Source organism: Mycolicibacterium doricum, assembly GCF_010728155.1.
In the GTDB taxonomy this organism is placed as follows: Bacteria; Actinomycetota; Actinomycetes; order Mycobacteriales; family Mycobacteriaceae; genus Mycobacterium; species Mycobacterium doricum.
On the sequence record NZ_AP022605.1, the window covers coordinates 1624313 to 1650140 of the forward strand.

22 protein-coding genes and 1 pseudogene are annotated in these 25828 nt (G+C 69.1%); 21 read left to right on the top strand and 2 right to left on the bottom strand.

Annotated features, from left to right (window positions below):
- Window positions 1-29 precede the first annotated feature (29 nt).
- The 3 genes from G6N07_RS08140 to nusB are packed head-to-tail and all read left to right on the top strand — an operon-like array spanning window position 30 to window position 2234.
- The gene (locus tag G6N07_RS08140; RefSeq protein ID WP_085190763.1) at window positions 30-1130 is read left to right on the top strand and encodes a M24 family metallopeptidase; all 1101 of its coding nucleotides are present in this window, start codon (window positions 30-32) and stop codon (window positions 1128-1130) included.
- Between the two features lie 25 nt (window positions 1131-1155).
- On the top strand, window positions 1156-1719 hold the full coding sequence (gene efp, locus G6N07_RS08145; RefSeq protein ID WP_085190761.1) for an elongation factor P: 564 nt from the start codon (window positions 1156-1158) through the stop codon (window positions 1717-1719).
- A gap of 26 nt (window positions 1720-1745) precedes the next feature.
- Entirely contained in the window at window positions 1746-2234 is a 489-nt protein-coding gene (gene nusB, locus G6N07_RS08150) for a transcription antitermination factor NusB (RefSeq protein WP_085190759.1), read from the top strand.
- 198 nt (window positions 2235-2432) lie between these two features.
- Here the strand turns inward: nusB and G6N07_RS08155 are convergent, their stop codons facing one another.
- Window positions 2433-3638 carry a serine hydrolase domain-containing protein gene (locus tag G6N07_RS08155; protein WP_085190757.1) on the bottom strand — a complete coding sequence of 402 codons (1206 nt, stop codon included), beginning with the start codon at window positions 3636-3638 and terminating at the stop codon, window positions 2433-2435.
- 113 nt (window positions 3639-3751) lie between these two features.
- On the opposite strand from G6N07_RS08155, the gene pyrR reads away from it, so the two are divergent.
- From pyrR to metK, 14 genes and pseudogenes are all read left to right on the top strand, one after another.
- On the top strand, window positions 3752-4327 hold the full coding sequence (gene pyrR / locus G6N07_RS08160) for a bifunctional pyr operon transcriptional regulator/uracil phosphoribosyltransferase PyrR (RefSeq protein ID WP_085190755.1): 576 nt from the start codon (window positions 3752-3754) through the stop codon (window positions 4325-4327).
- On the top strand, window positions 4327-5277 hold the full coding sequence (locus G6N07_RS08165) for an aspartate carbamoyltransferase catalytic subunit (protein WP_085190753.1): 951 nt from the start codon (window positions 4327-4329) through the stop codon (window positions 5275-5277). Before pyrR ends, G6N07_RS08165 begins: the two co-directional genes overlap by 1 nt.
- Complete coding sequence (locus G6N07_RS08170; RefSeq protein WP_085190751.1) at window positions 5274-6641, top strand: dihydroorotase; 1368 nt, start codon at window positions 5274-5276, stop codon at window positions 6639-6641. Before G6N07_RS08165 ends, G6N07_RS08170 begins: the two co-directional genes overlap by 4 nt.
- Window positions 6638-7138 (top strand): PH-like domain-containing protein, encoded by a 501-nt coding sequence (locus tag G6N07_RS08175; RefSeq protein ID WP_085190749.1) that lies wholly within the window; start codon window positions 6638-6640, stop codon window positions 7136-7138. The genes G6N07_RS08170 and G6N07_RS08175 overlap by 4 nt, the downstream gene beginning before the upstream one ends.
- A gap of 41 nt (window positions 7139-7179) precedes the next feature.
- Complete coding sequence (carA, locus tag G6N07_RS08180) at window positions 7180-8295, top strand: glutamine-hydrolyzing carbamoyl-phosphate synthase small subunit (RefSeq protein ID WP_085190747.1); 1116 nt, start codon at window positions 7180-7182, stop codon at window positions 8293-8295.
- On the top strand, window positions 8295-11636 hold the full coding sequence (gene carB, locus G6N07_RS08185; RefSeq protein ID WP_085190745.1) for a carbamoyl-phosphate synthase large subunit: 3342 nt from the start codon (window positions 8295-8297) through the stop codon (window positions 11634-11636). Before carA ends, carB begins: the two co-directional genes overlap by 1 nt.
- A 1-nt stretch (window position 11637) precedes the next feature.
- Entirely contained in the window at window positions 11638-12453 is an 816-nt protein-coding gene (pyrF, locus tag G6N07_RS08190) for an orotidine-5'-phosphate decarboxylase (protein ID WP_085190743.1), read from the top strand.
- 228 nt (window positions 12454-12681) lie between these two features.
- A pseudogene (gene tnpA, locus G6N07_RS08195) lies at window positions 12682-13079 on the top strand (IS200/IS605 family transposase).
- A 4-nt stretch (window positions 13080-13083) separates the two neighbouring features.
- Window positions 13084-14340 carry an RNA-guided endonuclease InsQ/TnpB family protein gene (locus tag G6N07_RS08200; protein WP_163784143.1) on the top strand — a complete coding sequence of 419 codons (1257 nt, stop codon included), beginning with the start codon at window positions 13084-13086 and terminating at the stop codon, window positions 14338-14340.
- A 449-nt stretch (window positions 14341-14789) separates the two neighbouring features.
- A complete protein-coding gene (gene mihF / locus G6N07_RS08205) occupies window positions 14790-15107 on the top strand; it encodes an integration host factor, actinobacterial type (RefSeq protein WP_085191451.1) in 318 nt (105 codons plus the stop codon).
- Window positions 15108-15116: 9 nt separating this feature from the next.
- Window positions 15117-15713 carry a guanylate kinase gene (gene gmk / locus G6N07_RS08210; protein ID WP_085191453.1) on the top strand — a complete coding sequence of 199 codons (597 nt, stop codon included), beginning with the start codon at window positions 15117-15119 and terminating at the stop codon, window positions 15711-15713.
- 58 nt (window positions 15714-15771) lie between these two features.
- Window positions 15772-16095, top strand: coding sequence for a DNA-directed RNA polymerase subunit omega (rpoZ, locus tag G6N07_RS08215; RefSeq protein WP_085191455.1), 324 nt, complete (start codon window positions 15772-15774; stop codon window positions 16093-16095).
- Between the two features lie 15 nt (window positions 16096-16110).
- Complete coding sequence (gene coaBC, locus G6N07_RS08220; RefSeq protein WP_085191457.1) at window positions 16111-17361, top strand: bifunctional phosphopantothenoylcysteine decarboxylase/phosphopantothenate--cysteine ligase CoaBC; 1251 nt, start codon at window positions 16111-16113, stop codon at window positions 17359-17361.
- Window positions 17362-17514: 153 nt separating this feature from the next.
- Window positions 17515-18723: a methionine adenosyltransferase gene (gene metK / locus G6N07_RS08225; RefSeq protein ID WP_085191459.1), complete on the top strand. Its 1209-nt coding sequence runs from the start codon at window positions 17515-17517 to the stop codon at window positions 18721-18723.
- 90 nt (window positions 18724-18813) lie between these two features.
- Here metK and G6N07_RS08230 read toward each other — a convergent pair whose 3' ends face one another.
- Window positions 18814-19800 (bottom strand): alpha/beta hydrolase, encoded by a 987-nt coding sequence (locus G6N07_RS08230; protein WP_179959962.1) that lies wholly within the window; start codon window positions 19798-19800, stop codon window positions 18814-18816.
- 86 nt (window positions 19801-19886) lie between these two features.
- Between G6N07_RS08230 and G6N07_RS08235 the strand changes: the two genes are divergently transcribed.
- The 4 genes from G6N07_RS08235 to G6N07_RS08250 all read left to right on the top strand — a co-directional run bounded on the left by G6N07_RS08235 (window position 19887) and on the right by G6N07_RS08250 (window position 25827).
- Window positions 19887-21209, top strand: coding sequence for an acetamidase/formamidase family protein (locus G6N07_RS08235; protein WP_235849789.1), 1323 nt, complete (start codon window positions 19887-19889; stop codon window positions 21207-21209).
- A gap of 42 nt (window positions 21210-21251) precedes the next feature.
- Entirely contained in the window at window positions 21252-23249 is a 1998-nt protein-coding gene (locus G6N07_RS08240; RefSeq protein WP_085191461.1) for a primosomal protein N', read from the top strand.
- Window positions 23250-23509: 260 nt separating this feature from the next.
- A complete protein-coding gene (fmt, locus tag G6N07_RS08245) occupies window positions 23510-24454 on the top strand; it encodes a methionyl-tRNA formyltransferase (protein WP_085191463.1) in 945 nt (314 codons plus the stop codon).
- Window positions 24451-25827, top strand: a complete 1377-nt coding sequence (locus G6N07_RS08250; RefSeq protein ID WP_085191465.1) for an RsmB/NOP family class I SAM-dependent RNA methyltransferase — start codon at window positions 24451-24453, stop codon at window positions 25825-25827. The genes fmt and G6N07_RS08250 overlap by 4 nt, the downstream gene beginning before the upstream one ends.
- The last annotated feature ends 1 nt before the right edge of the window (window position 25828 follow it).

The following is a 25828-nucleotide window of genomic DNA, read 5'->3' on the forward strand; positions in this document are numbered from 1 at the left end:
CAACAGCGTAGCGAGTACCGTCAGCGGCTGTGACTCTTTCCCAGCGTAGAGACCGGTTGCGCGAACGGCTGGCTGCCGCCGAACTCGATGCGATGCTGGTCACCGATCTGGTCAACGTGCGATACCTGTCGGGATTCACCGGTTCGAACGCCGCGCTGCTCGTCCGCGTGTCCGACACCACCCCGATCCTGGCCACCGATGGCCGATACCGCACGCAGGCCGCCAAACAGTCACCCGACGCCGAGGTCGTCATCGAGCGGGCGTGCGCGCCGCACCTGGCCGGACGCGCCGCCGCCGACGGCCTGCGCCGCCTCGGCTTCGAGAGCCACGTGGTGACCGTCGACGGACACCGCAGCCTGGTCAAGGCGGCCGGCGACGTCGACCTGGTCCGCGCCGCCGGGATCGTCGAGGCGCTGCGCGAAGTGAAGGACGCCGGCGAGGTCGCGCTGCTGCGGCTGGCATGCGAGGCCGCGGACGCCGCGCTCGAAGATCTGATCGCAGCCGGCGGCCTGCGCCCTGGCCGGACCGAGAAGCAGGTGCGACGTGATCTGGAGGCACTGATGCTCGACCACGGCGCCGACGGCCCGTCTTTCGAGACGATCGTCGCCGCCGGGCCCAACTCGGCGATCCCGCACCACCGGCCCACCGACGCGGTACTGGCCACCGGCGACTTCGTCAAGATCGACTTCGGTGCGCTGGTGAGCGGCTACCACTCGGATATGACCCGCACGTTCGTACTGGGCCGTGCCGAGGACTGGCAGCGCGACATCTACGACGTGGTCGCCACCGCGCAACGGGCCGGAACCGACGCGCTCGCGGCGGGCGTCACGCTGTCCGAGGTGGACGCGGCATCGCGGCAGGTGATCGCCGACGCCGGTTACGCCGAACACTTCGGCCACGGCCTCGGGCACGGTGTTGGACTGCAGATCCACGAAGCGCCGGGAATCAACGCGGCCGCCGCCGGTACACTGCTTGCTGGCTCCGTGGTCACCGTGGAGCCCGGTGTCTATCTGCCCGACCAGGGCGGTGTCCGCATCGAGGACACGCTGGTGGTCGGCTTCGACCGGGGCACAGCATCAGACGCCCCCGACTTGCTGACCCGGTTCCCCAAGGAACTGGCCATCCTCTGAACAGAGAACTAGGAGTAGTACGACCGTGGCATCGACCGCCGACTTCAAGAACGGGCTTGTCCTGCAGATCGACGGCCAACTATGGCAGATCGTCGAGTTCCAGCACGTCAAGCCCGGCAAGGGCCCGGCCTTCGTGCGCACCAAGCTCAAGAACGTGGTGTCCGGCAAGGTCGTCGACAAGACCTACAACGCCGGGGTGAAGGTGGAGACCGCCACCGTCGACCGGCGCGACGCGACGTACCTGTACCGCGACGGTTCGGATTTCGTCTTCATGGACTCCGAAGACTACGAGCAGCACCCGCTGCCGGAAATGCTCGTCGGCCGCGCCGCGGGCTTTCTGCTCGAGAGCATGCCCGTGCAGATCGCGTTCCACGACGGCGTCCCGCTGTACCTGGAACTGCCGGTGACTGTCGAACTCGTCGTCACCCACACCGAGCCCGGTCTGCAGGGCGACCGGTCCAGCGCCGGCACCAAACCGGCGACGGTGGAGACCGGGGCCGAGATCCAGGTGCCGCTGTTCATCAACACCGGCGACAAGCTCAAGATCGATTCGCGGGACGGCAGCTACCTCGGCCGCGTCAATGCCTGACCGGCGCCCGGCCGTGCCTGCCCGCCATGTCTGACCGCAAACCGGACCGGGGCCGCCACCAGGCGCGCAAGCGCGCCGTCGATCTGCTCTTCGAGGCCGAGGCGCGAGGGTTGACCCCCGCCGAGGTCGCGGCCTCGCGCAACAAACTGGCGGGTACACAACCCGACGTGACCGCGCTGAACCCGTACACGGTCACCGTCGCGCGCGGGGTGACCGACCACCGCGCCCACATCGACGACCTGATCTCGGCGCACCTGCACGGCTGGACGCTCGACCGGCTACCCGCGGTCGACCGCGCGATCCTGCGGGTCGCGGTCTGGGAATTGCTGCACGCCCAGGACGTCCCCGAACCCGTCGCGGTCGACGAGGCGGTCGAGCTGGCCAAGCAGTTGTCGACCGACGACTCACCCGGTTTCGTCAACGGTGTGCTCGGCCAGGTCATGCTCGTGACACCTCAGATCCGGGCCGCCTCGCAGGCGGTGCGCGGATCGGCGCAGGGTCCGTCGGAGGGCTAGGAGGTCGTGCTCGCCGGTGGCCGGCGGCTGATCCTGTGGCGTGCCGACACGACTTGCTCGACGACGGCATCCGGTTGTCCGACGAGCGGCTGCGGGTCAACCAGATCGCGAGCGCCAGACCGGCGATCCCGGCGCCGTTCACGAGGACGGTCGCAGTGGACATGGCGACAGGCCAACCGCGCCGGTGCCGACCGGCCGTCAAATGCCGAGAGCGGAGTAGGTGCGTCGGACGAACTTCGGTTGCACCGACTGAAGTTTCATCAACGAGGTGTTGCCTGTGACCGCCGCTGCGGCGTCGGCACCGAAGTTGGGCAGGTTCTGGATGAGGTAGATCAGGATCAGCTCGGCGCTCGGATCGGCCTGCCACCACGTGCCGTAGGCGCCGGGCCAGCTGAACGTGCCCAGACCGCCTGGCCCGAACAGCTGACGCGATTTGGCGGGGTCGGTGACCACCGACAGGTTCAACCCGAAACCCCGCCCGAGCCAGAACGGCATTCCGAGGAACGGATGCTTCTTCTGATCGACGGTCAGCCGATCGGTGCGCATGGACCGCACGGATTGCTCCGAGAGGACCCGCACCCCGTCCGCCTCGCCGCCCGCCAGCAGCATCCTGGCGAACCTCAGATAGTCGTCGGCGGTGGAGAACAGGTTCGCCCCACCCATGCAGAACGGCGGCGTCGTCGTGGTCGGCGGCCCCATCGCATCGTGGCTGAGCGTGTCGTCGGCGGCGATTTTGTACATCGTCGCGACCCGCCCGCGGTTGTGCGGCGCCACGAAGAATGCGGTGTCCGACATACCCAGCGGCCCGAGGATGCGCTCGGTGAGCACCTCCTGCAGCGATCTGCCCTCGATGCGTTCCAGCATGATGCCGAGCACGTCGGTGGCGTTGCTGTAGGTCAACCGGTCGCCGGGCTGGTGCTCCAGCGGCAGTGCGCCGATCTCCGCCAGCCACGCATCCGGGCTCTGCTTGGCCGAGATCCGGCCGTAGGCGCGCGCCAGCGGCCCGCCGACGGAGAAGAAGTAGGCCAGCCCACTGCGGTGGGTCATCAGATCCTCGACGGTGATCGCCCTGCGGGCGGGGTGGGTGCGGTCCAGTGGCCCGCCCGGGTCATCGAGTACCCGCATGTCCGCGAGTTCCGGAAGCCAGGTGGTGACCGGATCGCCGAGCGCGAAGCGGCCGTTCTCGAGCAGGGTCATGGCTGCCGCCACGGTGACGGGCTTCGTCATCGACGCGATGCGGAATATCGTGTCACGCTGCATCGGCAGGCGGGCGCCGATGTCGCGGTGACCGAGTTCGTTCACCTGCACCACGCGCCCGGCCTGCCACACGAGCGTGACGGCGCCGGAGAGCAGCCCGGCGTCGATCGCCTCTCGGATGGACGCTTGGTTGCCGTCGAGATTCACGCTGCCCAGGCTAGCCACGACGGAGAGGATGCCGCTGCGGTGGTAGGCTTCCCCGAGTTTGACATCCTTTAACGATCCGTCCGGTGAGGCGGAGAAGGAGGTCTGGATCGCGCGTGGGCAGTCCTGACAACCCCGACCGGGAATTGATGACCGCGGCGGACGTGGCTCGGACCATTTCCCGTATGGCGCACCAGATCATCGAGAAGACGGCCGTCGACGGCCCCGACGCACCGCGGGTGGTGTTGCTCGGCATACCCACCCGTGGGGTCACCCTCGCGGCCCGGTTGGCCGAGAAGATCAAGACGTTCTCCGGCGTGACGGTTCCGCACGGCGGACTCGACATCACGCTCTACCGCGACGATCTGGACATCAAGCCGCCGCGGCCGCTGGAGGACACCTCGATCCCGGCGGGCGGTATCGACAACGCGCTGGTGATCCTGGTCGACGACGTGCTCTACACCGGGCGTTCGGTACGCGCCGCCCTGGATGCGCTGCGCGACATCGGCCGCCCGAACGTCGTACAACTCGCGGTGCTCGTCGACCGCGGCCACCGGGAACTGCCGCTGCGGGCCGACTACGTCGGCAAGAACGTGCCCACGTCGCGCAGTGAGAACGTCAAGGTGCGCCTGGCCGAAACCGACGACGCCGACGGCGTCTGGATCGCATCCCACGGAGGGCCGAAACGCTAGTGACCAGGCACCTGTTGACCGCCGACGATCTGAACCGCGACGAGGCAACCGCGATCCTCGACGACGCCGACCGGTTCAGCCAGGCACTACTCGGGCGCGAGGTCAAGAAGCTCCCGACGCTGCGCGGGCGGACCGTGATCACGATGTTCTACGAGAACTCGACGCGCACCCGGGTGTCGTTCGAGGTGGCGGGCAAGTGGATGAGTGCCGACGTGATCAACGTCAGCGCATCCGGTTCGTCTGTCGCCAAGGGTGAGTCGCTGCGGGACACCGCGCTGACCCTGCGGGCCGCGGGAGCCGACGCGCTGATCATCCGGCATCCCGCGTCGGGTACCGCCCAGCAGCTCGCTCAGTGGACCGCTTCCGCCGACGGCGGACCGTCGGTGATCAACGCCGGCGACGGCACCCACGAGCACCCCACCCAGGCCCTGCTCGACGCACTGACCCTGCGGCAGCGGCTCGGCGGCATCGAGGGCAGGCGGGTGGTGATCGTCGGTGACGTGCTGCACAGCCGCGTCGCCCGCTCCAACGTGCTGTTGCTGCACACCCTCGGTGCGGAGGTGGTGTTGGTGGCGCCGCCGACATTGCTGCCCGTCGGCGTGCACCAGTGGCCGGTCACGGTCTCGCACGAGCTGGACGCCGAACTGCCCGCGGCCGACGCCGTGCTGCTGCTGCGGGTACAGGCCGAGCGGATGAACGGCGGGTTCTTCCCGTCGGCGCGCGAGTACTCGGTGCGCTACGGCCTGTCGGACAAGCGTCAGGCGCTGCTGTCGGATTCGGCGGTGGTGCTGCACCCGGGGCCGATGTTGCGCGGTATGGAGATCTCCTCCTCGGTGGCGGACTCCCCGCAGTCCGCGGTACTGCAGCAGGTGTCCAACGGTGTGCACGTCCGGATGGCGGTGCTCTTCCATCTGCTCGTCGGTGCGCAACAGGAGGCGATCAGCGCATGACTTCGTACAATCCCGGGTCGCTGCGCTCCTGCCCGCCGGTCGTGATCCGAGGTGTGCGTCTCTACGGGGAGGGTGAACCCGTCGACGTGCTCGTCGAGGACGGTCAGGTCGCCGACATCGGTGTGAGCCTGCGCGTTCGGGAGAACGCCGAGGCCTTCGACGCACGCGGCCAGATCTTGCTGCCCGGATTCGTCGACCTGCACACCCATCTGCGGGAGCCCGGCCGCGAATACGCCGAGGACATCGAAACCGGTTCGGCTGCAGCGGCTCTCGGCGGCTACACGGCGGTCTTCGCGATGGCCAACACCACGCCGGTCGCCGACAGCCCGGTCGTCACCGATCACGTGTGGCACCGGGGACAGCAGGTGGGGCTGGTCGACGTGCACCCGGTCGGCGCCGTCACGATGGGGCTGCAAGGCAAACAGCTCACCGAGATGGGCATGATGGCCGCCGGTGTGGCGCAGGTGCGGATGTTCTCCGACGACGGTGTCTGCGTGGACGACCCGCTGGTCATGCGGCGCGCACTGGAGTATGCCTCCGGCCTGGGCGTGTTGATCGCCCAGCACGCCGAGGAACCTCGCCTCACCGTCGGCGCCGTCGCCCACGAGGGGCCCAACGCGGCCCGGCTCGGCCTCACCGGCTGGCCACGGGCGGCCGAGGAGTCGATCGTCATCCGGGACGCTCTGCTGGCGCGTGACGCCGGTGCCCGTGTCCACATCTGCCATGCCTCCGCCGCGGGCACCGTCGAACTGGTGAGGTGGGCCAAGGAGCGCGGGATCAAGATCACCGCCGAGGTCACACCGCACCATCTGCTGCTCGACGACAGCCGCCTGGCGACCTACGACGGCCGCAACCGGGTCAACCCGCCGCTGCGTGAGGCCGGTGACGCCGAGGCGCTGCGCCAGGCCCTGGCCGACGGCGTCATCGACTGTGTGGCAACCGACCATGCGCCGCACGCCGACCACGAGAAGATGTGCGAGTTCGCCGCCGCCCGGCCCGGGATGCTGGGACTGCAGACTGCGCTGTCGGTGGTGGTGCGGACCATGGTCGAGCCCGGCCTGCTGACCTGGCGCGACGTGGCGCGGGTGATGAGCGAGGCGCCGGCCGGCATCGTCGGGCTACCCGATCACGGCCGGCCACTGGAGGTCGGCGAGCCGGCCAACCTGACCGTCGTCGACCCCGACGCCACCTGGACGGTCTCGGGCGCCGCAATGGCCAGCCGCTCCGACAACACACCGTACGAGTCGATGGCGCTGCCCGCCGCTGTCACGCTGACCATGTTGCGCGGCAGGGTCACCGCCCGCGACGGGAAGAGCCCGGCACCGGTGGGCAGGAGCGAAGCGACCGGGGGGTCGGCACAGTGAACACCGGAACGCTGGTCACCTCGCTTGTCCTGGCGGTGGTGATCGTCGTGGCGATCGGACTGCTGATCCGGGCCATGATGCGCGGCTGGCGCAGGCGTGCCCAGCGGCAGGTGGAGTTGATCGGCAAGCTCCCGCCGCTGCCTGACACGGTGAGTCAAACCATCATCCCGCCGATGAAGGGGCTCTACGTCGGCTGCACGCTGGCGCCGCACTGGCACGACCGGGTCGTGGTGGGTGATCTCGGGTACCGCACGAAGGCGGTCCTGACCCGGTTCCCGGAGGGAATCATGGTGCAGCGCAGCGGAGCTCACTCGATCTGGATCCCCGCGGAGTCGGTGACCGCGATCCGCGCCGAGCGCGGCATGGTTGGCAAAGCCCTCACCCATGAGGGCATCCTGGCCATCAGATGGCGGCTGCCGTCGGGCACCGAGATCGACACCGGATTCCGCGGCGACGACCGCACCAAGTACGACCGCTGGCTGGAGGAAGTAGCGTGAGTGGCAGCGAGAAGCGAAGTGGATCGGGCATCGATACGCGCATGGCCCTTCTCGTCCTGGAGGACGGGCGGGTCTTCACCGGGGCGCCCTACGGCGCCGTCGGGCAGACGCTCGGGGAGGCGGTGTTCTCGACCGGGATGTCGGGATATCAGGAGACGCTCACCGATCCGAGCTACTACGGGCAGATCGTGGTCGCGACCGCACCGCAAATCGGCAACACGGGCTGGAACCACGAGGACACCGAGAGCCGCGACCACAGGATCTGGGTCGCCGGCTACGCCGTGCGGGACCCGTCGCCGCGCGCCTCGAGCTGGCGCGCCACCAGCACCCTCGACGACGAACTGGTCCGCCAGGGCGTCGTCGGCATCGCCGGTATCGACACCCGTGCCCTGGTGCGCCACCTGCGCACCCGCGGCGCGATGAAGGCGGGCATCTTCAGTGGTGAGGAGGCTGCCGCACCCGTTTCGGAACTGCTCGAGCGGGTCCGCAGCCAACCGGCCATGCTCGGCGCGAGCCTGGCCGGGAGGGTCAGCACCCACGAGGTCTACATCGTAGAACCCGAGGGGACGCATCGGTTCAATGTCGCGGCGATCGACCTCGGCATCAAGACCAACACCCCGCGGAACTTCGCGCGGCGCGGCATCCGCAGCCATGTCTTGCCCGCCGGCGCCACGTTCGAACAGATCGCCGATCTGAAGCCCGACGGGGTGTTCCTGTCCAATGGGCCGGGCGACCCGGCCACCGCCGATCACGTCGTAGAGGTCACCCGCGGCGTGCTCGGCGCCGGGATCCCGCTGTTCGGCATCTGCTTCGGCAACCAGATCCTCGGCCGGGCGCTCGGCCGCGGCACCTACAAGATGGTGTTCGGGCACCGCGGCATCAATGTGCCGGTGATGGACCACGCCACCGGTCGCGTCGCGATCACCGCGCAAAACCACGGGTTCGCCCTCGAAGGCGAAGCGGGTGAGCGCTTCGACACCCCGTTCGGCGAGGCGATCGTGAGCCACACCTGCGCCAACGACGGGGTCGTGGAAGGCGTCAAACTGGTCAACGGGCGGGCGTTCTCGGTGCAATACCACCCGGAGGCGGCGGCGGGCCCGCACGATGCGAACTATCTGTTCGACCAGTTCATCGACCAAATGGCAGAGGAGAAGTAATGCCACGTCGGACAGATCTGCGCCACGTCCTGGTGATCGGTTCCGGACCCATCCTCATCGGACAGGCCGCCGAATTCGACTACTCCGGCACCCAGGCGTGCCGCGTGCTGCGTGCCGAAGGCCTCACGGTGACACTGATCAACTCCAACCCGGCGACGATCATGACCGACCCGGAGTATGCCGACTTCACCTATGTCGAACCGATCACGCCGGCCTTCGTCGAGCGGGTGATCGCCCAGCAGGCCGAGCGCGGCAACAAGATCGACGCGCTGCTGGCCACCCTCGGCGGGCAGACCGCACTCAACACCGCGGTCGCCCTGTCGGAGAACGGCGTGCTCGAGCGCTACGACCTCGAGTTGATCGGCGCCGACTTCGAGGCCATCCAGCGCGGCGAGGACCGGCAGCGGTTCAAGGACATCGTCGCCAAGGTCGGCGGCGAATCAGCCCAAAGCCGGGTGTGTTTCACGATGGAGGAGGTCCGCGAGACCGTCGAGGAGCTCGGCCTGCCCGTCGTCGTGCGGCCGTCGTTCACGATGGGCGGCCTCGGCTCCGGCATGGCCTACTCGGCCGGAGACGTCGAGCGGATGGCCGGGCACGGACTTGCGTCGTCACCGTCGGCCAATGTGCTGATCGAGGAGTCGATCTTCGGCTGGAAGGAGTACGAGCTCGAGCTGATGCGCGACCGCCACGACAACGTGGTGGTGGTGTGTTCGATCGAGAACTTGGACCCGATGGGTGTGCACACCGGCGACTCGGTGACCGTCGCCCCGGCGATGACGCTGACCGACCGGGAGTACCAGACCATGCGCGACCTCGGCATCGCAATCCTGCGTGAGGTCGGTGTCGCCACCGGCGGGTGCAACATCCAGTTCGCGGTGAACCCGAATGACGGCCGACTCATCGTCATCGAGATGAACCCGCGAGTGTCGCGGTCGAGTGCCCTGGCGTCGAAGGCCACCGGCTTCCCGATCGCGAAGATCGCGGCGAAGTTGGCGATCGGCTACACCCTCGACGAGATCCTCAACGACATCACCAAGCAGACCCCGGCCTGCTTCGAGCCGACGCTGGACTACGTCGTCGTCAAGGCGCCGCGCTTCGCGTTCGAGAAGTTCCCCGGCGCCGACGCCACGCTGACCACCACGATGAAGTCGGTCGGCGAGGCGATGTCGATGGGGCGCAACTTCATCGAGGCACTCGGCAAGGTGATGCGCTCGCTGGAGACCGGCCGCGCCGGCTTCTGGACCGCGCCTGACCCGGTCGCCACCGTCGAGGAGATGCTGGAGAACCTGCGCACCCCGACCGACGGACGGCTCTACGACATCGAATTCGCGCTACGGCTGGGGGCGTCGGTCGAACAGGTCGCGGAGGCGTCCGGAGTCGACCCCTGGTTCGTCGAGCAGATCGCCGGCCTGGTGGCGCTGCGCACCGAACTCCTCGAGGCGCCGGTGCTCGACGGTGCGCTGCTGCGCTGGGCCAAGAATCACGGACTGTCCGACCGCCAGATCGCCGCGCTGCGTCCCGAACTCGCCGGTGAGGTGGGGGTGCGGGCGCTGCGCCGGCGCCTGGGTATCCATCCGGTGTTCAAGACCGTCGACACCTGCGCCGCGGAATTCGAAGCCAAGACGCCATACCACTACAGCAGCTACGAACTCGACCCGGCCGCCGAGTCGGAAGTGGCCCCGCAGGCCGACAAACCCAAGGTGTTGATCCTGGGTTCGGGGCCGAACCGCATCGGTCAGGGCATCGAGTTCGACTACAGCTGTGTGCACGCCGCCACCACGCTGAGCGACGCCGGTTTCGAGACGGTGATGGTCAACTGCAACCCCGAGACGGTGTCGACCGACTACGACACCGCCGACCGGTTGTACTTCGAGCCGTTGACGTTCGAGGACGTCCTCGAGGTCTACTACGCCGAATCGGCCTCCGGTGCGGGCGGCCCCGGCGTGGCCGGGGTGATCGTGCAACTCGGCGGGCAGACGCCGCTGGGCCTGGCCGAACGGCTCGAACAGGCTGGCGTGCCAATCGTGGGCACCAGCCCGAAAGCCATCGACCTGGCCGAGGACCGCGGGGCGTTCGGTGAAATGCTCACCACCGCCGGGCTGCCCGCGCCGAGGTTCGGCCTGGCCACCACGTTCGACCAGGCCCGTCGGATCGCCGCCGACATCGGCTATCCGGTGCTGGTGCGGCCGTCCTACGTGCTGGGCGGGCGCGGTATGGAGATCGTGTACGACGAGCAGACGCTGGAGGGCTACATCACCAGGGCCACCCAGTTGTCGCCGGAGCACCCGGTGCTGGTGGACCGGTTTCTCGAGGACGCCATCGAGATCGACGTCGACGCGCTGTGCGACGGCACCGAGGTCTACATCGGCGGCATCATGGAACACATCGAGGAGGCCGGCATCCATTCCGGCGACTCGGCGTGCGCGCTGCCTCCGGTGACGTTGGGCCGCAGCGACATCGAATCGGTGCGGCGAGCAACCGAGGCGATCGCTCACGGCGTCGGGGTGGTCGGACTGCTCAACGTGCAGTATGCGCTCAAGGACGACGTGCTCTACGTCCTGGAGGCCAATCCGCGGGCGAGCCGCACGGTGCCGTTCGTGTCCAAAGCCACCTCCGTCCCGCTGGCCAAGGCATGTGCGCGGATCATGCTCGGCGCCACCATCGCCCAGCTACGCGACGAGGGCCTGCTCGCGGCGACAGGTGACGGCGCCACGGTCGCGCGCAACGCGCCGGTCGCCGTCAAGGAAGCGGTCCTGCCGTTCCACCGGTTCCGCAAGTCCGACGGCTCGCAGATCGATTCGCTGCTCGGCCCGGAGATGAAGTCGACCGGCGAGGTGATGGGCATCGATCACGACTTCGGCAGCGCGTTCGCCAAGAGCCAGACTGCCGCCTACGGGTCGCTACCGTCCGAAGGTACCGTCTTCGTTTCGGTCGCCAACCGCGACAAACGGTCGTTGTTGTTCCCGGTCAAACGGCTGGCAGACCTCGGCTTCAAGGTGCTCGCCACCGAAGGCACTGCTCAGATGCTGCGACGCAACGGGATTCCGTGCGACGAGGTGCGCAAGCACTATGAAGGTCTCAGTGGCGCCGACGACAAGCGGCGCTCGGCGGTCGAGGCCATCCGCGCCGGCGACGTCGCGATGGTGATCAACACGCCGTACGGAAACTCCGGTCCGCGCATCGACGGTTACGAGATCCGCTCGGCCGCGGTGTCGATGAACATTCCGTGCATCACGACCGTGCAGGGCGCCTCCGCCGCGGTGCAGGGCATCGAGTCGCGGATCCGCGGCGACATCGGGGTGATGAGCCTGCAGGAGCTGCACAGCGAGCTGGAGCACTGAGGTGCGCAGCTTCGGGCGCCGGCTCGCCGAGGCGGTGTCCGAACGGGGTCCGCTGTGCCCGGGCATCGACCCGCACCCGGAGCTGCTGACGTCGTGGGGTCTACCGGTCGGCGCCGACGGTCTGCGCCGGTTCTGTGATATCTGCGTGAGCGCGTTCGCGGGCCTCGCGATCGTCAAACCACAGGTGGCCTTTTTCGAGGCGTACGGCGCCGCGGGGTACGCGGTGCTCGAACACACCATGGCCGCCCTGCGCTCGGAAGGCGTGCTGGTGCTGGCCGACGCCAAACGCGGTGACATCGGGTCCACAATGGCCGCTTACGCCCGGGCGTGGGCGGGGGAGTCGCCATTGGCCGCCGACGCGGTGACCGCGTCGCCGTATCTAGGCTTTGGCGCGTTGCAGCCGCTGCTCGACGCCGCCGCGCGGCACGGGTCGGGTGTGTTCGTGCTCGCCGCCACGTCGAACCCCGAAGGCGCCGGCGTACAGCGCGCCCGGATCGAGGGCCGCACCGTGGCGCAGTCGGTCGTGGACGCGGCGGCGGCGGTGAACCGCGTCGCCGAAGGGCCCGGGTCGGTCGGCGTGGTCGTCGGCGCCACGGTGACCGCACCGCCCGATGTCAGCGCTCTGGGGGGTCCGGTGTTGGTGCCGGGCGTCGGCGCGCAGGGCGGCCGCCCGGAGGCGCTCGCCGGCCTTGGGCGGGCCCGTCCGGGCCAGCTGCTGCCGACCGTGTCGCGGGAGGTGCTGCGCGTCGGGCCGGACGTCGCCGCGTTGCGCGACGCGGCGGAGCGGATGCGCGACGCGGTGGCGTACCTGGCCTGATCGCCTCGAGGTGGGCACCACATCGACTGTGACGTGGTGGCGAGAAATCAATCCCAGAAGCGCCGTGCTTCGCAGTCGGCGACGATCGAAAGTAGGTAGCGCGGCGGACCCCTGCTTTCAGGTATGGGGGTGAGCGCGTCAAGTTCGTGCTTTGGGTGGCCACTGCGCGGGTACGGTTGCGGCGTGTTGAAACATTAGATGGTTGATCGCTGTCTAATGTTGTCGGGTGTGGGTGTTACGTTGCGGACGAACGCGAATATCGCGTTCCAGTGCGCCTATCACGTCGTCTGGTGCCCGAAATACAGACGCAAGGTGATCGGCGGGCGGATGGAGCAGCGGCTCAAGGACATCATCGTCGAGGTGATCGAGGAGAAGGGGGCATGGTTGATCGAGATGGAGACCATGCCTGAGCACGTGCATCTGCTGGTGGAGGTCGACCCGCAGTTGGGGGTTCACAAGCTGGTGAAGGCCATCAAGGGCAGGTCCTCGCGGCTGCTGCGGCAGGAGTTCCGTGGCTGAAATCGCGGTTGCCGACATTGTGGACGAACTCGTATTTCGTGGCGACGGTGGGTGGGGCACCGTTGTCGGTGATCAACCGCTACGTCGAGTCGCAGAAGGATCGTTGAGATCGTGGTGACGGGGCGGCGGTTTCGGGTGGAGTTCACCGACGCGCAGGCGGTGTTCGCCGAGCAGATCGGGGCAGTGTGTCGGGCGGTGTGGAACACCGGGTTGGAGCAGCGCGGTGAATACCGCCGGCGCGGGGCGTGGATGAACTACGGGCCCCAGGCCAAAGAGTTGGCCGAAGCCAAGACGGAGCATTCGTGGCTCAGAGACGTTCCGGGGCACTGCCTGCAGCAGACACTGATGGATCTGGATAAGGCGTGCCGTGAGCACGGGACGTTTCGGGTGCATTGGCGTTCGGGTCGGCGGTGGGCGCCGTCGTTCCGGTTCCCCGAGGGCAACAAGATGGTGGTGGAGAAGCTCAGCTGCAAACATGCGCGGGTGAAGCTGCCCAAGCTTGGGTGGGTGAAATTCCGGGCGTCACGCAGCCTGCAGGGGGAAACCGTCTGCTCGGCCACCCTGTCGCGGGGCGGTGCGCACTGGTTCGTGTCGTTGCTCGTCGACGACGGGATCGCGGCCCCGGCAGAGCACGCCGCCCCGGGGACCGCGGTGGGGGTGGATCGTGGTGTGGTGGTGGCCACCAGCGACGGTGAGCTGGCTGACCGGGAGTTCGTCACGACCGGTGAACGCCGCCGCCTGGTAGCGCTGCAACGCAGGCTGTCCCGCGCGGCCAAGGGGTCGGCAAACCGCACCAAGACCCGGCGGGCTCTGGCGAAGTTGCGGGCCACTGAGCGGCACCGCCGCCAGGATTTCTGCGTCCAGACCGCGCACCGCCTGGCCCAGTCGAACGCAGTCGTGGTGCTCGAAGATCTCAAGACCCGCAACATGACGCGCCGTGCTGCTCGGGTCGAAGATCCCGGCAACGCCGGGGCGTTCCTGCCGAACGGCGCGTCGAGTAAATCAGGTTTGAATCGGGCTGTACTGGGGAAAGGATGGTATCGGTTCGAGCAAGCGTTGATGTCTGTGTCGCGTTATACCGGGACACAGGTGATCAAGGTTCCGGCGGCCTTCACGTCGCAACGGTGTCCGGTGTGTGGGCATGTTGACCCGAAGTCCCGTGAGAGCCAAGCGGTGTTTCGGTGCACAAACTGCCCGCACGGGCCCGTACACGCTGATGTGAACGCCGCCAAGAATGTCAAGAATGTATTGGCCGCAGGGCTTGCGGTCACCGCCTGCCGAGAAACCACAGCGCCTGCGGGTGTTGCGGTGACGTCGACGCAGGAACCAGCAGGAAACCGCGAGGAATTACTGCTCCAACCCGTCTAACAGGTTGGAATCCCCCGACTTTCAGCCGTGCGGAGGAACGTCAAGTTTCACAGTCGGTGGTGTTGCGGTGCGCCCGCTGGTCACGGTCGTCGTCGCCGGCCTCGACACGCCCGACACGCCGTGACCAGGGAAAATTTAAATTCCAGCGGGTGCCCGCCGAAACCCTCTACCTGCACTTCAGGCCTGGTCGGGGCGCCTGCCCGCGGAAAACGACGGTGAAACCCCTGGCGCACAGCGAAATCGGGCGATCCGGTGCCCTCGCCTGCCGCGCGACGCGCCGACCTCTCAGGGCCTCGCGCACGACTACACGCTGGGCTTTTGATCGAGAAACGCGGGGGTGGGGTTAGCTTTCGTCAGGATGCGTGGGTACGGTCGTCGTCGCTGGCTGGTTCTACCAGCCGAGACAGTAAGAGACGGCCGAGAGAAATCGCCAGAGACGGAGGAACCCCGTGGCCCTTCCCCAGTTGACCGACGAACAGCGCGCGGCAGCGTTGGAGAAGGCTGCTGCCGCACGTCGAGCCCGTGCCGAGCTCAAGGATCGGCTCAAGCGCGGCGGCACCAACCTCAAGCAGGTGCTCAAGGATGCCGAGACCGACGAGGTCTTGGGCAAGATGAAGGTCTCCGCGCTGCTGGAGGCGTTGCCGAAGGTCGGCAAGGTCAAGGCGCAGGAGATCATGACCGAACTCGAGATCGCCCCGACCCGCCGGCTGCGCGGTCTCGGCGACCGTCAGCGCAAGGCTTTGCTCGACAAGTTCGATCAGTCCTAGGCGTACACGTTGAACACCGGCCGAGGGGTCGGACGGGTTGTAGTCCTGTCCGGCCCCTCCGCTGTCGGGAAGTCCACCGTCGTCCGGTGTCTGCGGGAGCGGATTCCCGACCTCTACTTCAGCGTCTCCGCCACCACGCGGGCCCCGCGGCCCGGCGAGGTGGACGGCGTCGACTATTCATTCGTCACCACCGAGGCGTTCCAGCAGCTCATCGACGACGACGCCCTGCTGGAGTGGGCGGAGATCCACGGCGGCCTGCACCGCTCCGGCACCCCGGCTCAGCCAGTGCGCGAGGCCACCGCGGCGGGCCGTCCGGTACTGATCGAGGTCGATCTGGCCGGCGCCCGAGCCGTCAAGGCCGCCATGCCGGAGGCCCTCTCGGTGTTCCTCGCCCCGCCCAGCTGGGAGGTCCTGGAGCGCCGGCTTGTCGGGCGTGGCACTGAAACCCCGGAGGTGATGAGCCGGCGGCTGGCCACGGCACGCACCGAGTTGGCCGCCCAGAGCGACTTCGATGTGGCGGTCGTGAACAGCCAGTTGGAATCTGCCTGCTCAGAATTGGTAACCTTGCTGGTGGGCCACCCGTCGGCCGGCACGAATCCGGCCTGATCCGCCCCAAGCAGAGGTGAACCTCTCACCTTCCGCACATCGCCAGGAGATTTCTCACGTGAGCACCCCGCACGCCGACGCGCAGTTGACCGCCGTGGATGACCTGACCATCGACGCGGCCGCCGCCGGCGCCTACGACACACCCCTGGGCATCACCAACCCGCCCATCGACGAATTGCTGGACCGCGTGTCGAGCAAGTACGCGCTGGTCATCTACGCCGCCAAGCGCGCCCGCCAGATCAACGACTACTACAACCAGCTCGGTGACGGCATCCTGGAGTACGTCGGTCCGCTGGTCGAGCCCGGCCTTCAGGAGAAGCCGCTGTCGATCGCCCTCCGGGAGATCCACGAGGACCTGCTCGAGCACACCGAGGGCGAGTAGCTCAGGCCACCCGGAGTGGACCGCAAGCGGATCATCGTCGGCGTGGCCGGAGGCATCGCCGCGTACAAGGCGTGCACGGTGGTTCGCCAGCTGACCGAAGCCGGTCACGACGTCCGCGTCCTGCCCACCGAATCGGCGCTGAGGTTCGTCGGCGCCGCGACTTTCGAGGCCCTCTCCGGCCATCCGGTCCACACCGGCGTCTGGGATGACGTCCACGAGGTGCCGCACGTGCGCATCGGGCAGGAAGCCGATCTGGTGGTCGTCGCGCCGGCCACCGCAGACCTGCTCGCACGTGCGGTCGCCGGCCGGGCCGACGATCTGCTGACCGCCACGCTGCTGACCGCCCGGTGCCCGGTGATGTTCGCCCCGGCGATGCACACCGAGATGTGGTTCCACCCCGCGACCGTCGACAACGTCGCGACGTTGCGCCGCCGCGGCGCGGTGGTCCTCGAACCGGCGTCCGGGCGGCTCACCGGCGCCGACAGCGGCGCGGGCCGGCTGCCCGAGGCGGAGGAGATCTCCACCCTGGCCCACCTGCTGCTGGTGCGCGGTGACGCGTTACCCTACGACCTAGCCGGGGTCAGGGCCCTGGTGACCGCCGGAGGCACCCGCGAACCGATCGACCCGGTGCGGTTCATCGGCAACCGCAGTTCCGGTAAGCAGGGCTACGCGATGGCGCGGGTGATGGCCCAGCGTGGCGCCGACGTCACGCTGATCGCCGGGAACACCGCGGGTCTAGTGGACCCGGCCGGTGTCGAGGTGGTGCACATCGGGTCCGCCGCCCAACTGCGCGACGCGGTGTCCAAGCACGCTCCGGGCGCCCACGTCCTGGTGATGGCGGCCGCGGTCGCCGATTTCCGCCCCGCGCACGCGGCGACCAGCAAGATCAAGAAGTCCAGCGATCCCAATGAGGACGCGCCGACCATCGACCTCACGCGCACCGACGACATCCTCGCCGGCGCGGTCCGGGCGCGCGCCGACGGGCAGCTGCCCAACATGCGGGCGATCGTCGGGTTCGCGGCCGAGACCGGCGACGCCAACGGTGACGTGTTGTTCCACGCCCGCGCCAAGTTGCGGCACAAGGGCTCCGACCTCCTGGTCGTCAACGCGGTGGGGGAGAACCGGGCATTCGAGGTCGACAACAACGACGGGTGGCTGCTGGCGGCCGACGGAACCGAGACCGCGCTGGAGCACGGGACGAAGACTCTCATGGCCAGCCGTATCGTTGACGCGATCGTCGCGTTCCTGCACAACAGCACCGGGTGACCGGCGGGGGATTCGGCTGAATCAAGAGGTTGCGCGAAGTGCGGGTACGCGGTTCGGGTGCCACTGAGCGATATGATTTGACGGTCTAACGTTGACGGTCTAACGAAACAAGCGGAAGTTCAGTACAACGTTCGATACAAGTGAGGATCACACGTGAGTAAAGGTCGGCTGTTTACCAGTGAGTCGGTCACCGAGGGTCACCCCGACAAGATCTGTGACGCCATCAGCGACTCGGTCCTCGACTCGCTGCTCGCACAGGATCCGCGGTCACGTGTGGCTGTGGAGACCCTCGTCACCACCGGCCAGGTGCACGTCGTCGGCGAGGTGACCACCTCGGCGAAAGAGGCGTTCGCCGACATCACCAACACCGTGCGACACCGCATCCTCGAGGTGGGCTACGACTCTTCGGACAAGGGCTTCGACGGCGCGACCTGCGGTGTCAACATCGGCATCGGCGCGCAGTCGCCCGACATCGCCCAAGGTGTCGACACCGCTCACGAGACCCGCGTCGAGGGTGCCGGTGACCCGCTGGACCTGCAGGGCGCAGGCGACCAGGGCCTGATGTTCGGCTACGCCATCAAGGACACGCCGGAGTTGATGCCGCTGCCGATCGCGCTGGCACACCGCTTGGCCCGCCGGCTGACCGAGGTCCGCAAGAACGGGGTCCTCGGTTACCTGCGGCCCGACGGCAAGACGCAGGTCACCGTGCAGTACGACGGCGTCCGGCCGGTGCGGCTCGACACCATTGTGCTGTCCACACAGCATGCCGAGGGCATCGACCTCGAGGGCACTCTCACCCCGGACATCCGGGAGAAGGTCGTCAACACGGTGCTGTCGGACCTCAACCACGACACCATGGACACCTCTGACTTCCGGCTGCTGGTCAACCCCACCGGCAAGTTCGTGCTCGGCGGCCCGATGGGTGACGCCGGGCTGACCGGTCGCAAGATCATCGTCGACACCTACGGCGGCTGGGCCCGCCACGGCGGCGGCGCGTTCTCCGGCAAGGATCCGTCCAAGGTGGACCGCTCGGCCGCGTACGCGATGCGCTGGGTGGCCAAGAACGTCGTCGCCGCGGGCCTCGCCGACCGCGTGGAGGTCCAGGTCGCCTACGCCATCGGCAAGGCCGCTCCGGTGGGACTGTTCGTCGAGACCTTCGGCACCGAGGCCGTCGACCCGGTCAAGATCGAGAAGGCCATCACCGACGTGTTCGACCTGCGCCCCGGCGCGATCGTGCGGGACCTGGACCTGCTGCGCCCGATCTACGCGCCGACCGCCGCGTACGGCCACTTCGGCCGCACCGACGTCGATCTGCCGTGGGAGCGCACCGACAAGGCCGACGCGCTCAAGACGGCGATCTAGCTTCTCTGGAAAGTGCGGTAAGGGCCCAGGCCGACTACTCGTAGGTCGGCGATGCCCGGGTAACACCGCGGTGCTCGGCCAAAGGGCGCCTCAAGCGTGCAGTGCCGCGCGCAGTGCGGCGAACCCCCGCTCGGCCGCCGCTGTCGCCGCCGGCACCACACCGGCGTAACCGAGGTAGCCGTGCACCAGCGTCTGGGCGTTGTGTAACTCGACGGGTACGCTTGCGGCGGACAGCAATTCGGCGTACCGGATGCCGTCGTCGCGCAGCGGGTCGTGTCCTGCGACAGCGATGTAGGCCGGTGGCAGCCCGGTGAAGTCGCTCGCCCGCCCCGGAGCCATATCGGGTGACGGATCGGACTCGTCACCGGCGTACCACCGCGAGAACCCGTCGATGGCGGAGGCATCGAGGATCGGCGCGTCGGCGTTCTCGATCACCGACGGCAGCGACCGGTCCCACATCGTTACCGGGTACCAGAGCAGTTGGAACGTGATCGGCGGTCCGCCGTGTGCACGGGCACGGTGGGTCAGCACCGCCGACAGGTTGCCGCCCGCGGAATCGCCGGCCACCGCCAGGCGGGCCGCATTCACCGACAGGTCGGCGCCGTGTTCGGCGATCCACGTCAGCGCCGCCCATGCGTCGTCGACCGCGGCCGGATACGGGTGTTCGGGTGCCAACCGGTAGTCCACCGACACCACGACCGCGTCGGCCGCGACCGCGTGGTGCCGGCATTCACCGTCATGGGTGTCGAGGTCTCCGGCGGCGAATCCGCCACCGTGGAAGAAGACCACGACCGGCGGCCACGGCTGCGGGGTGGCAGGCCGGTACACCCGGATAGGGATGTCGCCGGCAGGTCCGGGTACCGTCCGGTCCTGCGCCTCGACCTCGGGATGGACCTCCCGCCGCGGCAGATCACGCAGCTTCTGGCGGGCCACCTCGACGCCCTCGTCGACCGAGAGCTGGAACGGCACCGCATCCAATACCTTTCTCAGAATGGCGTCGATCGGCGGTTTCTCGTCAGCGACAGACACCACCTCACCGTACGCACGCCGGCGCACCGCCCCGTCGCGGGCCCGCATCACGGCGCTTGCTCTTCGGTCGCACGGTAAACCGAAGTGAACCGCGACCTAACCGTACGGAAACGTTCGGTCACTAGCGTCGCGCTATGAGCGGAAGACACGGCTGCGGTCGTAGGGGATTCCTCCAGACAGCGGTGGTCGGCGTGGGGGCGAGCGCGGTCCTCGCGGCGTGCACAAAGAACGCATCGTCGGCCGACTCCGCTCAACTGCCCTACGCCTCGATACCGGTGCTGCAGCCCGGGCAGGGTGACCGCAGTGGTGACCACTACCTATCCTCACTGCCCGATCAGGTGCTGTGGGGGTACGTGCCGACCGTGCACGCCACCCCGGTGCTGCGGATGCGCTCCGGCCAGACCGTCACCATCGACGCCGTCTCGCATGAAGGCATCCTCGAAGACCAGGGCCGCAATCCGGTCGAGTACTTCGGCGGCCTGGGGGTCAACGAGTCCGATGTCCTGGAAGACGCCAAAACCATCGCTGCGGAATACAATCGGACCCCCCGTGACTTCGTCAAGGACGGGCCGCACGTGGTGACCGGCCCCATTTTCGTCGAGGGCGCAGAACCCGGCGACGTGCTGAAGATCGAGACGCTCCAGACCCTTCCGCGGGTGCCCTACGGGGTGGTGTCCAGCCGGCACGGAAAAGGCGCGCTCGCGCTGACACCGGACAAGGTCGCGCCCGCCGGCATCTCGCTGGCGGAGGTGATGCCACCGACCGGGACCGACAGGCGGTCCGACCCCGATCCGACGAAGTGGGGTGGCGTGTCGGTGTTTACCCCGGTCGAACAGGGCCGCGGCGTGATGCCTGTGGGCGCCGGCGGGTCGGTGCGGTTTCCGCTCAACCCGTTCATGGGGATGATGGGCGTCGCCTACGCCCAGGACGACGGCCTCAATGCGCCGAACGCGAACTCCATACCGCCGACGATCGGCGGCGGGAACATCGACATCAAGCTGCTCGGCGTCGGGTCGACGTTCTACCTGCCGGTGTTCGCGCCGGGTGCGCTGTTCTACGTCGGGGATCCGCACATGGCGATGGGTGACGGTGAGGTGGCGCTGACGGCGATGGAGGGCTCACTGCGCGGCACCTTCCGGCTCACGGTGTGCAAGCGGGGATCCGGCGACGCGCCCAGCGTGGCCTTCCGCTATCCGTTCGCCGAGACCGAGCAGGCCTGGATACCGATCGGCCTGTCGGATCCGGACGGCGCGGTCGGCGGGCAGGGCAGCGATCTCGACGTCGCGATGCGCCGGGCGGTGGTCAACGGCCTCGACTATCTTGAACGCGACCGTGGGATGGACCGTGCCACCGCCTACGCGTACCTGTCCGCCGCTAGCGACTTCACCATCTCCCAGGTCGTCGACCGCACGGTCGGTGTGCACGGGCAAATTTTCAAGGAGCACTTCGCGTTGTAGGCGGTGTCGCCGCGTGTCCGGGCCGTCTGCTAGAGGTGTCCGGTGACCAAAACCCGGCAGCCGGCCGAACACGAGCCGATCGCGCGTGTGCTGCCGATGCTGTCGGTGCCGCACCTGGACCGCGAGTTCGACTACCTGGTGCCCGCCGAATCCTCCGACGACGCCCAGCCCGGCGTTCGGGTCCGGGTCCGCTTCCACGGCCGGCTGGTCGACGGGTTCCTGCTCGAGCGGCGTTCGGAGACCGACCATCCGGGGCAGCTGGGCTGGTTGGACCGGGTGGTCTCGCCGCAGCAGGTGCTGACCGCCGATGTGCGCCGGCTCGTCGACGCGGTCGCCGCCCGCTACGCCGGCACCCGACCTGACGTGCTTCGCCTGGCGGTACCACCACGGCACGCCGGCGCCGAGAAGGATCCGGCCGCCGATCTGCCTCCCGTCGAGGCTTCCCCGATCGACCTCACCGCCTGGCAGGCCTATCCGCGCGCCGAACAGTTCCTCCGCGCGGTGGGCGATGGGCGCGCCGCCCGCGCGGTGTGGCAGGCGCTTCCCGGCGAAAGGTGGGCGACCCGCCTGGCCGAGGCCGCGGCGCTGACCGTCGCCAGTGGCCGCGGCGTGCTGGCGGTCGTCCCGGATCAGCGTGATGTGGACGCCCTGCACGCGGCGGCGGTCCCGCTGCTCGCCGACGATCGGGTCGTCGCCCTGTCCGCCGGGCTCGGTCCGTCGCAGCGCTACCGGCGCTGGCTGTCGGTGCTGCGGGGCGGTGCCCGGTTCGTCATCGGCACCCGCAGCGCCGTATTCGCCCCGGTGTGCAACCTCGGGCTGGTGATGGTGTGGGACGACGGTGACGACAGCCTGGCCGAACCGCGGGCCCCGTATCTGCACGCGCGGGAGGTGGCCATGCTGCGCGCTCACCAGTTGCGTTGCGCGGCGCTCATCGGCGGCTACGCCCGCACCGCGGAGGCCCAGGCGCTGGTCCGCAGCCGGTGGGCACACGACCTCGTCGCGCCGCGGTCCGCGGTGCGGGCGGCGGCGCCACGCGTGATCGCCCTGGAGGACAGCGGCTTCGAGCAGGAACGCGACCCGGCGGCGCGCACCGCCCGGCTGCCGTCGGTGGCATTGCGGGCGGCGCGCACCGCCCTGCAGGCGGGCCGGCCGGTTCTGGTCCAGGTACCCCGGCGCGGTTACCTACCCGCGCTGGCCTGCGGGCGTTGCCGGGCCATCGCCCGGTGCCGACACTGCACCGGCCCGCTGTCGTTGCTCGAGCGCGGCGGAGCGGTGATGTGCCGGTGGTGCGGCCGCGAGGAGATCGGATTACGTTGCTGCCGTTGTGGCTCCGAGTCGGTTCGGGCGGTGGCGGTGGGAACGAGGCGCACCGCCGAAGAGCTCGGGCGCGCGTTCGCGGGCACACCGGTCGTCACCTCCAGCGGTGAGGCGGTGGTGGCTGCCGTCGCCGACGAGCCCGCGCTGGTGGTGGCCACCCCGGGCGCCGAACCAGAGCCCGCGGCCGGATACGGGGCCGCGCTACTGCTCGACGGCTGGGCGCTGCTCGGGCGGCAGGATCTCCGTGCGGCCGAGGACACCCTGCGCCGGTGGATGTCGGCCTCCGCACTGGTGCGCCCCCGTGCGGACGGCGGCGTCGTCATCGTGGTAGCCGAGTCGGCGATCCCGACCGTGCAGGCGTTGATCCGCTGGGATCCCCTGGGACACGCCGAACTCGAACTCGACTCGCGATCCGAGGTGGGGCTGCCGCCCGCGGTGCACATCGCCGCCGTCGACGGTGCCTTCGCGGCGGTGACGGCGTTGCTCGGGGCCGCCGACCTACCCGACGGCGCCGAGGCACTGGGACCGGTCGACCTCCCCGTCGGCGCGCGACGCCCGCCAGGCACACCGGCCGACACGCCGGTGAGCCGGATGCTGGTGCGGGTGCCCCGTGATCGGGGGCTGGCACTGGCGGCCGCACTACGCCGGGCGGCCGGCGTGCTGAGCGCCCGCCACCACACCGATCCGGCTCGTGTGCAGATCGACCCGTTGCACATAGGGTGAGCCCAACCCACCGGACAGCACGACGGCTTGCCCCGGTTGTTCGCGTCGTCGATCACCTTGTTGTTCAATGTCTGGGTTGTTCAATGTCTGGGTTGTTCAATGTCGGGGTTGCTCAATGTCGGGCTGCTGTGGCCGTTGCGCTGTGGGCCAAGAACTACGAGACGGAGAAGGGAGTTGCCCGCGCCGAAACCCCGGCTGGTACGTGAGCTTCTCTGGTGCTGGCGCTAACCACCGTTCTGCGCCCTCCCTAGACTGTCTCGGTGCGTCTCGTCTTCGCCGGCACCCCCGAGCCGGCCCTGCCCTCGCTGCAGCGGTTGATCGGATCGCCACGCCATGAGGTGGTGGCGGTACTGACCCGCCCCGATGCAGCGGCGGGCCGCCGCGGTAAGCCGTCGCCGTCGCCGGTCGCCCAGCTTGCTCTCGACCATGACATCCCGGTGCTGCGGCCCCCGAAACCCAACTCCGACGAGTTCGTCGCCGAACTGGGCGAGATCGCGCCGGACTGCTGCGCGGTCGTCGCGTACGGCGCGCTGTTGTCGGAGCGGCTGCTGGCCGTCCCCGCCCACGGCTGGATCAACCTGCACTTCTCTTTGCTGCCGGCCTGGCGCGGTGCTGCCCCGGTGCAGGCCGCCATCGCGGCCGGTGACTCGGTGACCGGGGCCACCACCTTTCTCATCGAGCCGGCACTCGATTCCGGGCCGGTGTACGGGGTGGTCACCGAGACGATCAGGCCGACCGACACCGCGGGGGACCTCCTGGCCCGCCTCGCCGATTCCGGCGCGAATCTGCTGGAGAGCACGCTGGACGGCATCGCCGACGGCCGGCTGCAGGCGGTGGCGCAACCCACCGACGGCGTCACGGTCGCCCCGAAGATCCCCGTGGAGGAGGCCCGTGTCCGGTGGGATCTGCCCGCCCACGTCGTCGAGCGCCGGATCCGCGCCGTCACCCCGAACCCGGGCGCCTGGACAGTCATCGGTGACGTGCGGGTGAAGCTGGGACCGGTCACCGTCGTATCCACTGACTCCGCCGACTTCGCCGAACCCCTCGATCCTGGCGCGCTGCGCGTCCTCAAGGACGCGGTGCACGTCGGCACCGCGACGAAACCGGTGCGCCTGGGTACCGTCCAGCCGCCCGGCAAGAAACCCATGAACGCCCCCGACTGGGCGCGCGGCGCCCGCCTCGACGCGTCGGTGTCGGCTCAGTGACCCGCCCGCCGCACCGCCCGCAGCGCAACCGTCCCCAGCGACGCAAACCGCTGGACCCGGCGCGCCGCGTCGCGTTCGACGTCCTGCGCGCGGTGTCCGAGCGAGACGCCTACGCCAATCTTGCGCTTCCCGCGACGCTCAACGAGCGCCGCCTCGACGCGCGAGACGCCGCGTTCGCCACCGAACTGGCCTACGGCACGTGCCGCAGCCGCGGCCTGCTGGACGCGGTCATCGGGAGCGCCGCGGGGCGTCCGGTGGACCGGATCGATCCGGTGCTGCTCGATCTCCTGCGGCTCGGCACCTATCAACTGCTGCGCACGCGGGTGGAGCCGCACGCCGCGGTGTCCACCACGGTCGAGCAGGCGGGCATCGAATTCGACACCGCCCGGGCTGGGTTCGTCAACGGGGTGTTGCGCAAGATCGCCGGCCGCGACGAGCAATCCTGGGTCGCGGAGCTGGCGCCGCCCGCCGACAGCGACCCGGTCGGGCACATCGCGTTCGCCCATGCGCATCCGCGCTGGGTCGCCCAAGCCTTCACCGATGCGCTCGGGGCCCGCGCCGGTGAGCTCGACGCACTGCTGGCCAGTGACGACGCCCGCCCGGTGGTGCACCTCGCCGCACGCCCCGGCGTGCTGAGCGCCGAGGAACTCGCGGCGGCGGTCGGCGGCGACGTGGGCCGCTATTCGCCGTACGCGGTCTACCTGCCCGGCGGTGACCCCGGCCGACTGAAACCCGTCCGCGACGGACGCGCGCTGGTGCAGGACGAGGGCAGCCAGCTGGTGGCCCGCGCGCTCACCCTGGCCCCCGTCGACGACGACCGCGGCCGCTGGCTCGACCTGTGTGCCGGCCCGGGCGGGAAAACCGCCATGCTGGCGGCGCTGGCGCCCGGATCGATCACCGCGGTGGAACCGGCGCCGAGCCGCGCCGAGATGGTCGAGGAGAACACCCGTGGCCTCGACGTGTCGGTGCTGCGGGTCGACGGCCGCGATCCCGGTGTCGAACCCGGATTCGACCGGGTGCTCGTCGACGCGCCCTGCACCGGGCTCGGGGCGCTGCGGCGGCGGCCCGAGGCCCGGTGGCGAAGGCAACCCGGGGACGTGCCGGGTCTGGCTCGCCTGCAGTGGGAACTACTGGCCTCGGCGATTCGGCTCACCCGCCCCGGCGGCGTGGTGCTCTACGCGACGTGTTCACCGCATCTGGTCGAGACGGTCGGCGTGGTCGCGGATGCGCTCCGCCGCCATCCCGTCACCGCACTGGACACCCGCACGCTGTTCGAGCCCGTCGCCGATCTCGGTGACGGCCCGTACGTTCAGCTCTGGCCACACCGCCACGGCACGGACGCGATGTTCGCCGCAGCGCTGCAAGTAATCTGAT

Excerpts from the sequence above, each read along its gene's own strand:
- nusB (WP_085190759.1), top strand. The coding sequence starts at position 1,746 with ATGTCTGACCGCAAACCGGACCGGGGCCGCCACCAGGCGCGCAAGCGC.
- G6N07_RS08170 (WP_085190751.1), top strand. The coding sequence starts at position 5,274 with ATGACTTCGTACAATCCCGGGTCGCTGCGCTCCTGCCCGCCGGTCGTG.
- carA (WP_085190747.1), top strand. The coding sequence starts at position 7,180 with ATGGCCCTTCTCGTCCTGGAGGACGGGCGGGTCTTCACCGGGGCGCCC.
- carB (WP_085190745.1), top strand. The coding sequence starts at position 8,295 with ATGCCACGTCGGACAGATCTGCGCCACGTCCTGGTGATCGGTTCCGGA.
- G6N07_RS08230 (WP_179959962.1), bottom strand. The coding sequence starts at position 19,800 with ATGCGGGCCCGCGACGGGGCGGTGCGCCGGCGTGCGTACGGTGAGGTG.
- G6N07_RS08235 (WP_235849789.1), top strand. The coding sequence starts at position 19,887 with ATGAGCGGAAGACACGGCTGCGGTCGTAGGGGATTCCTCCAGACAGCG.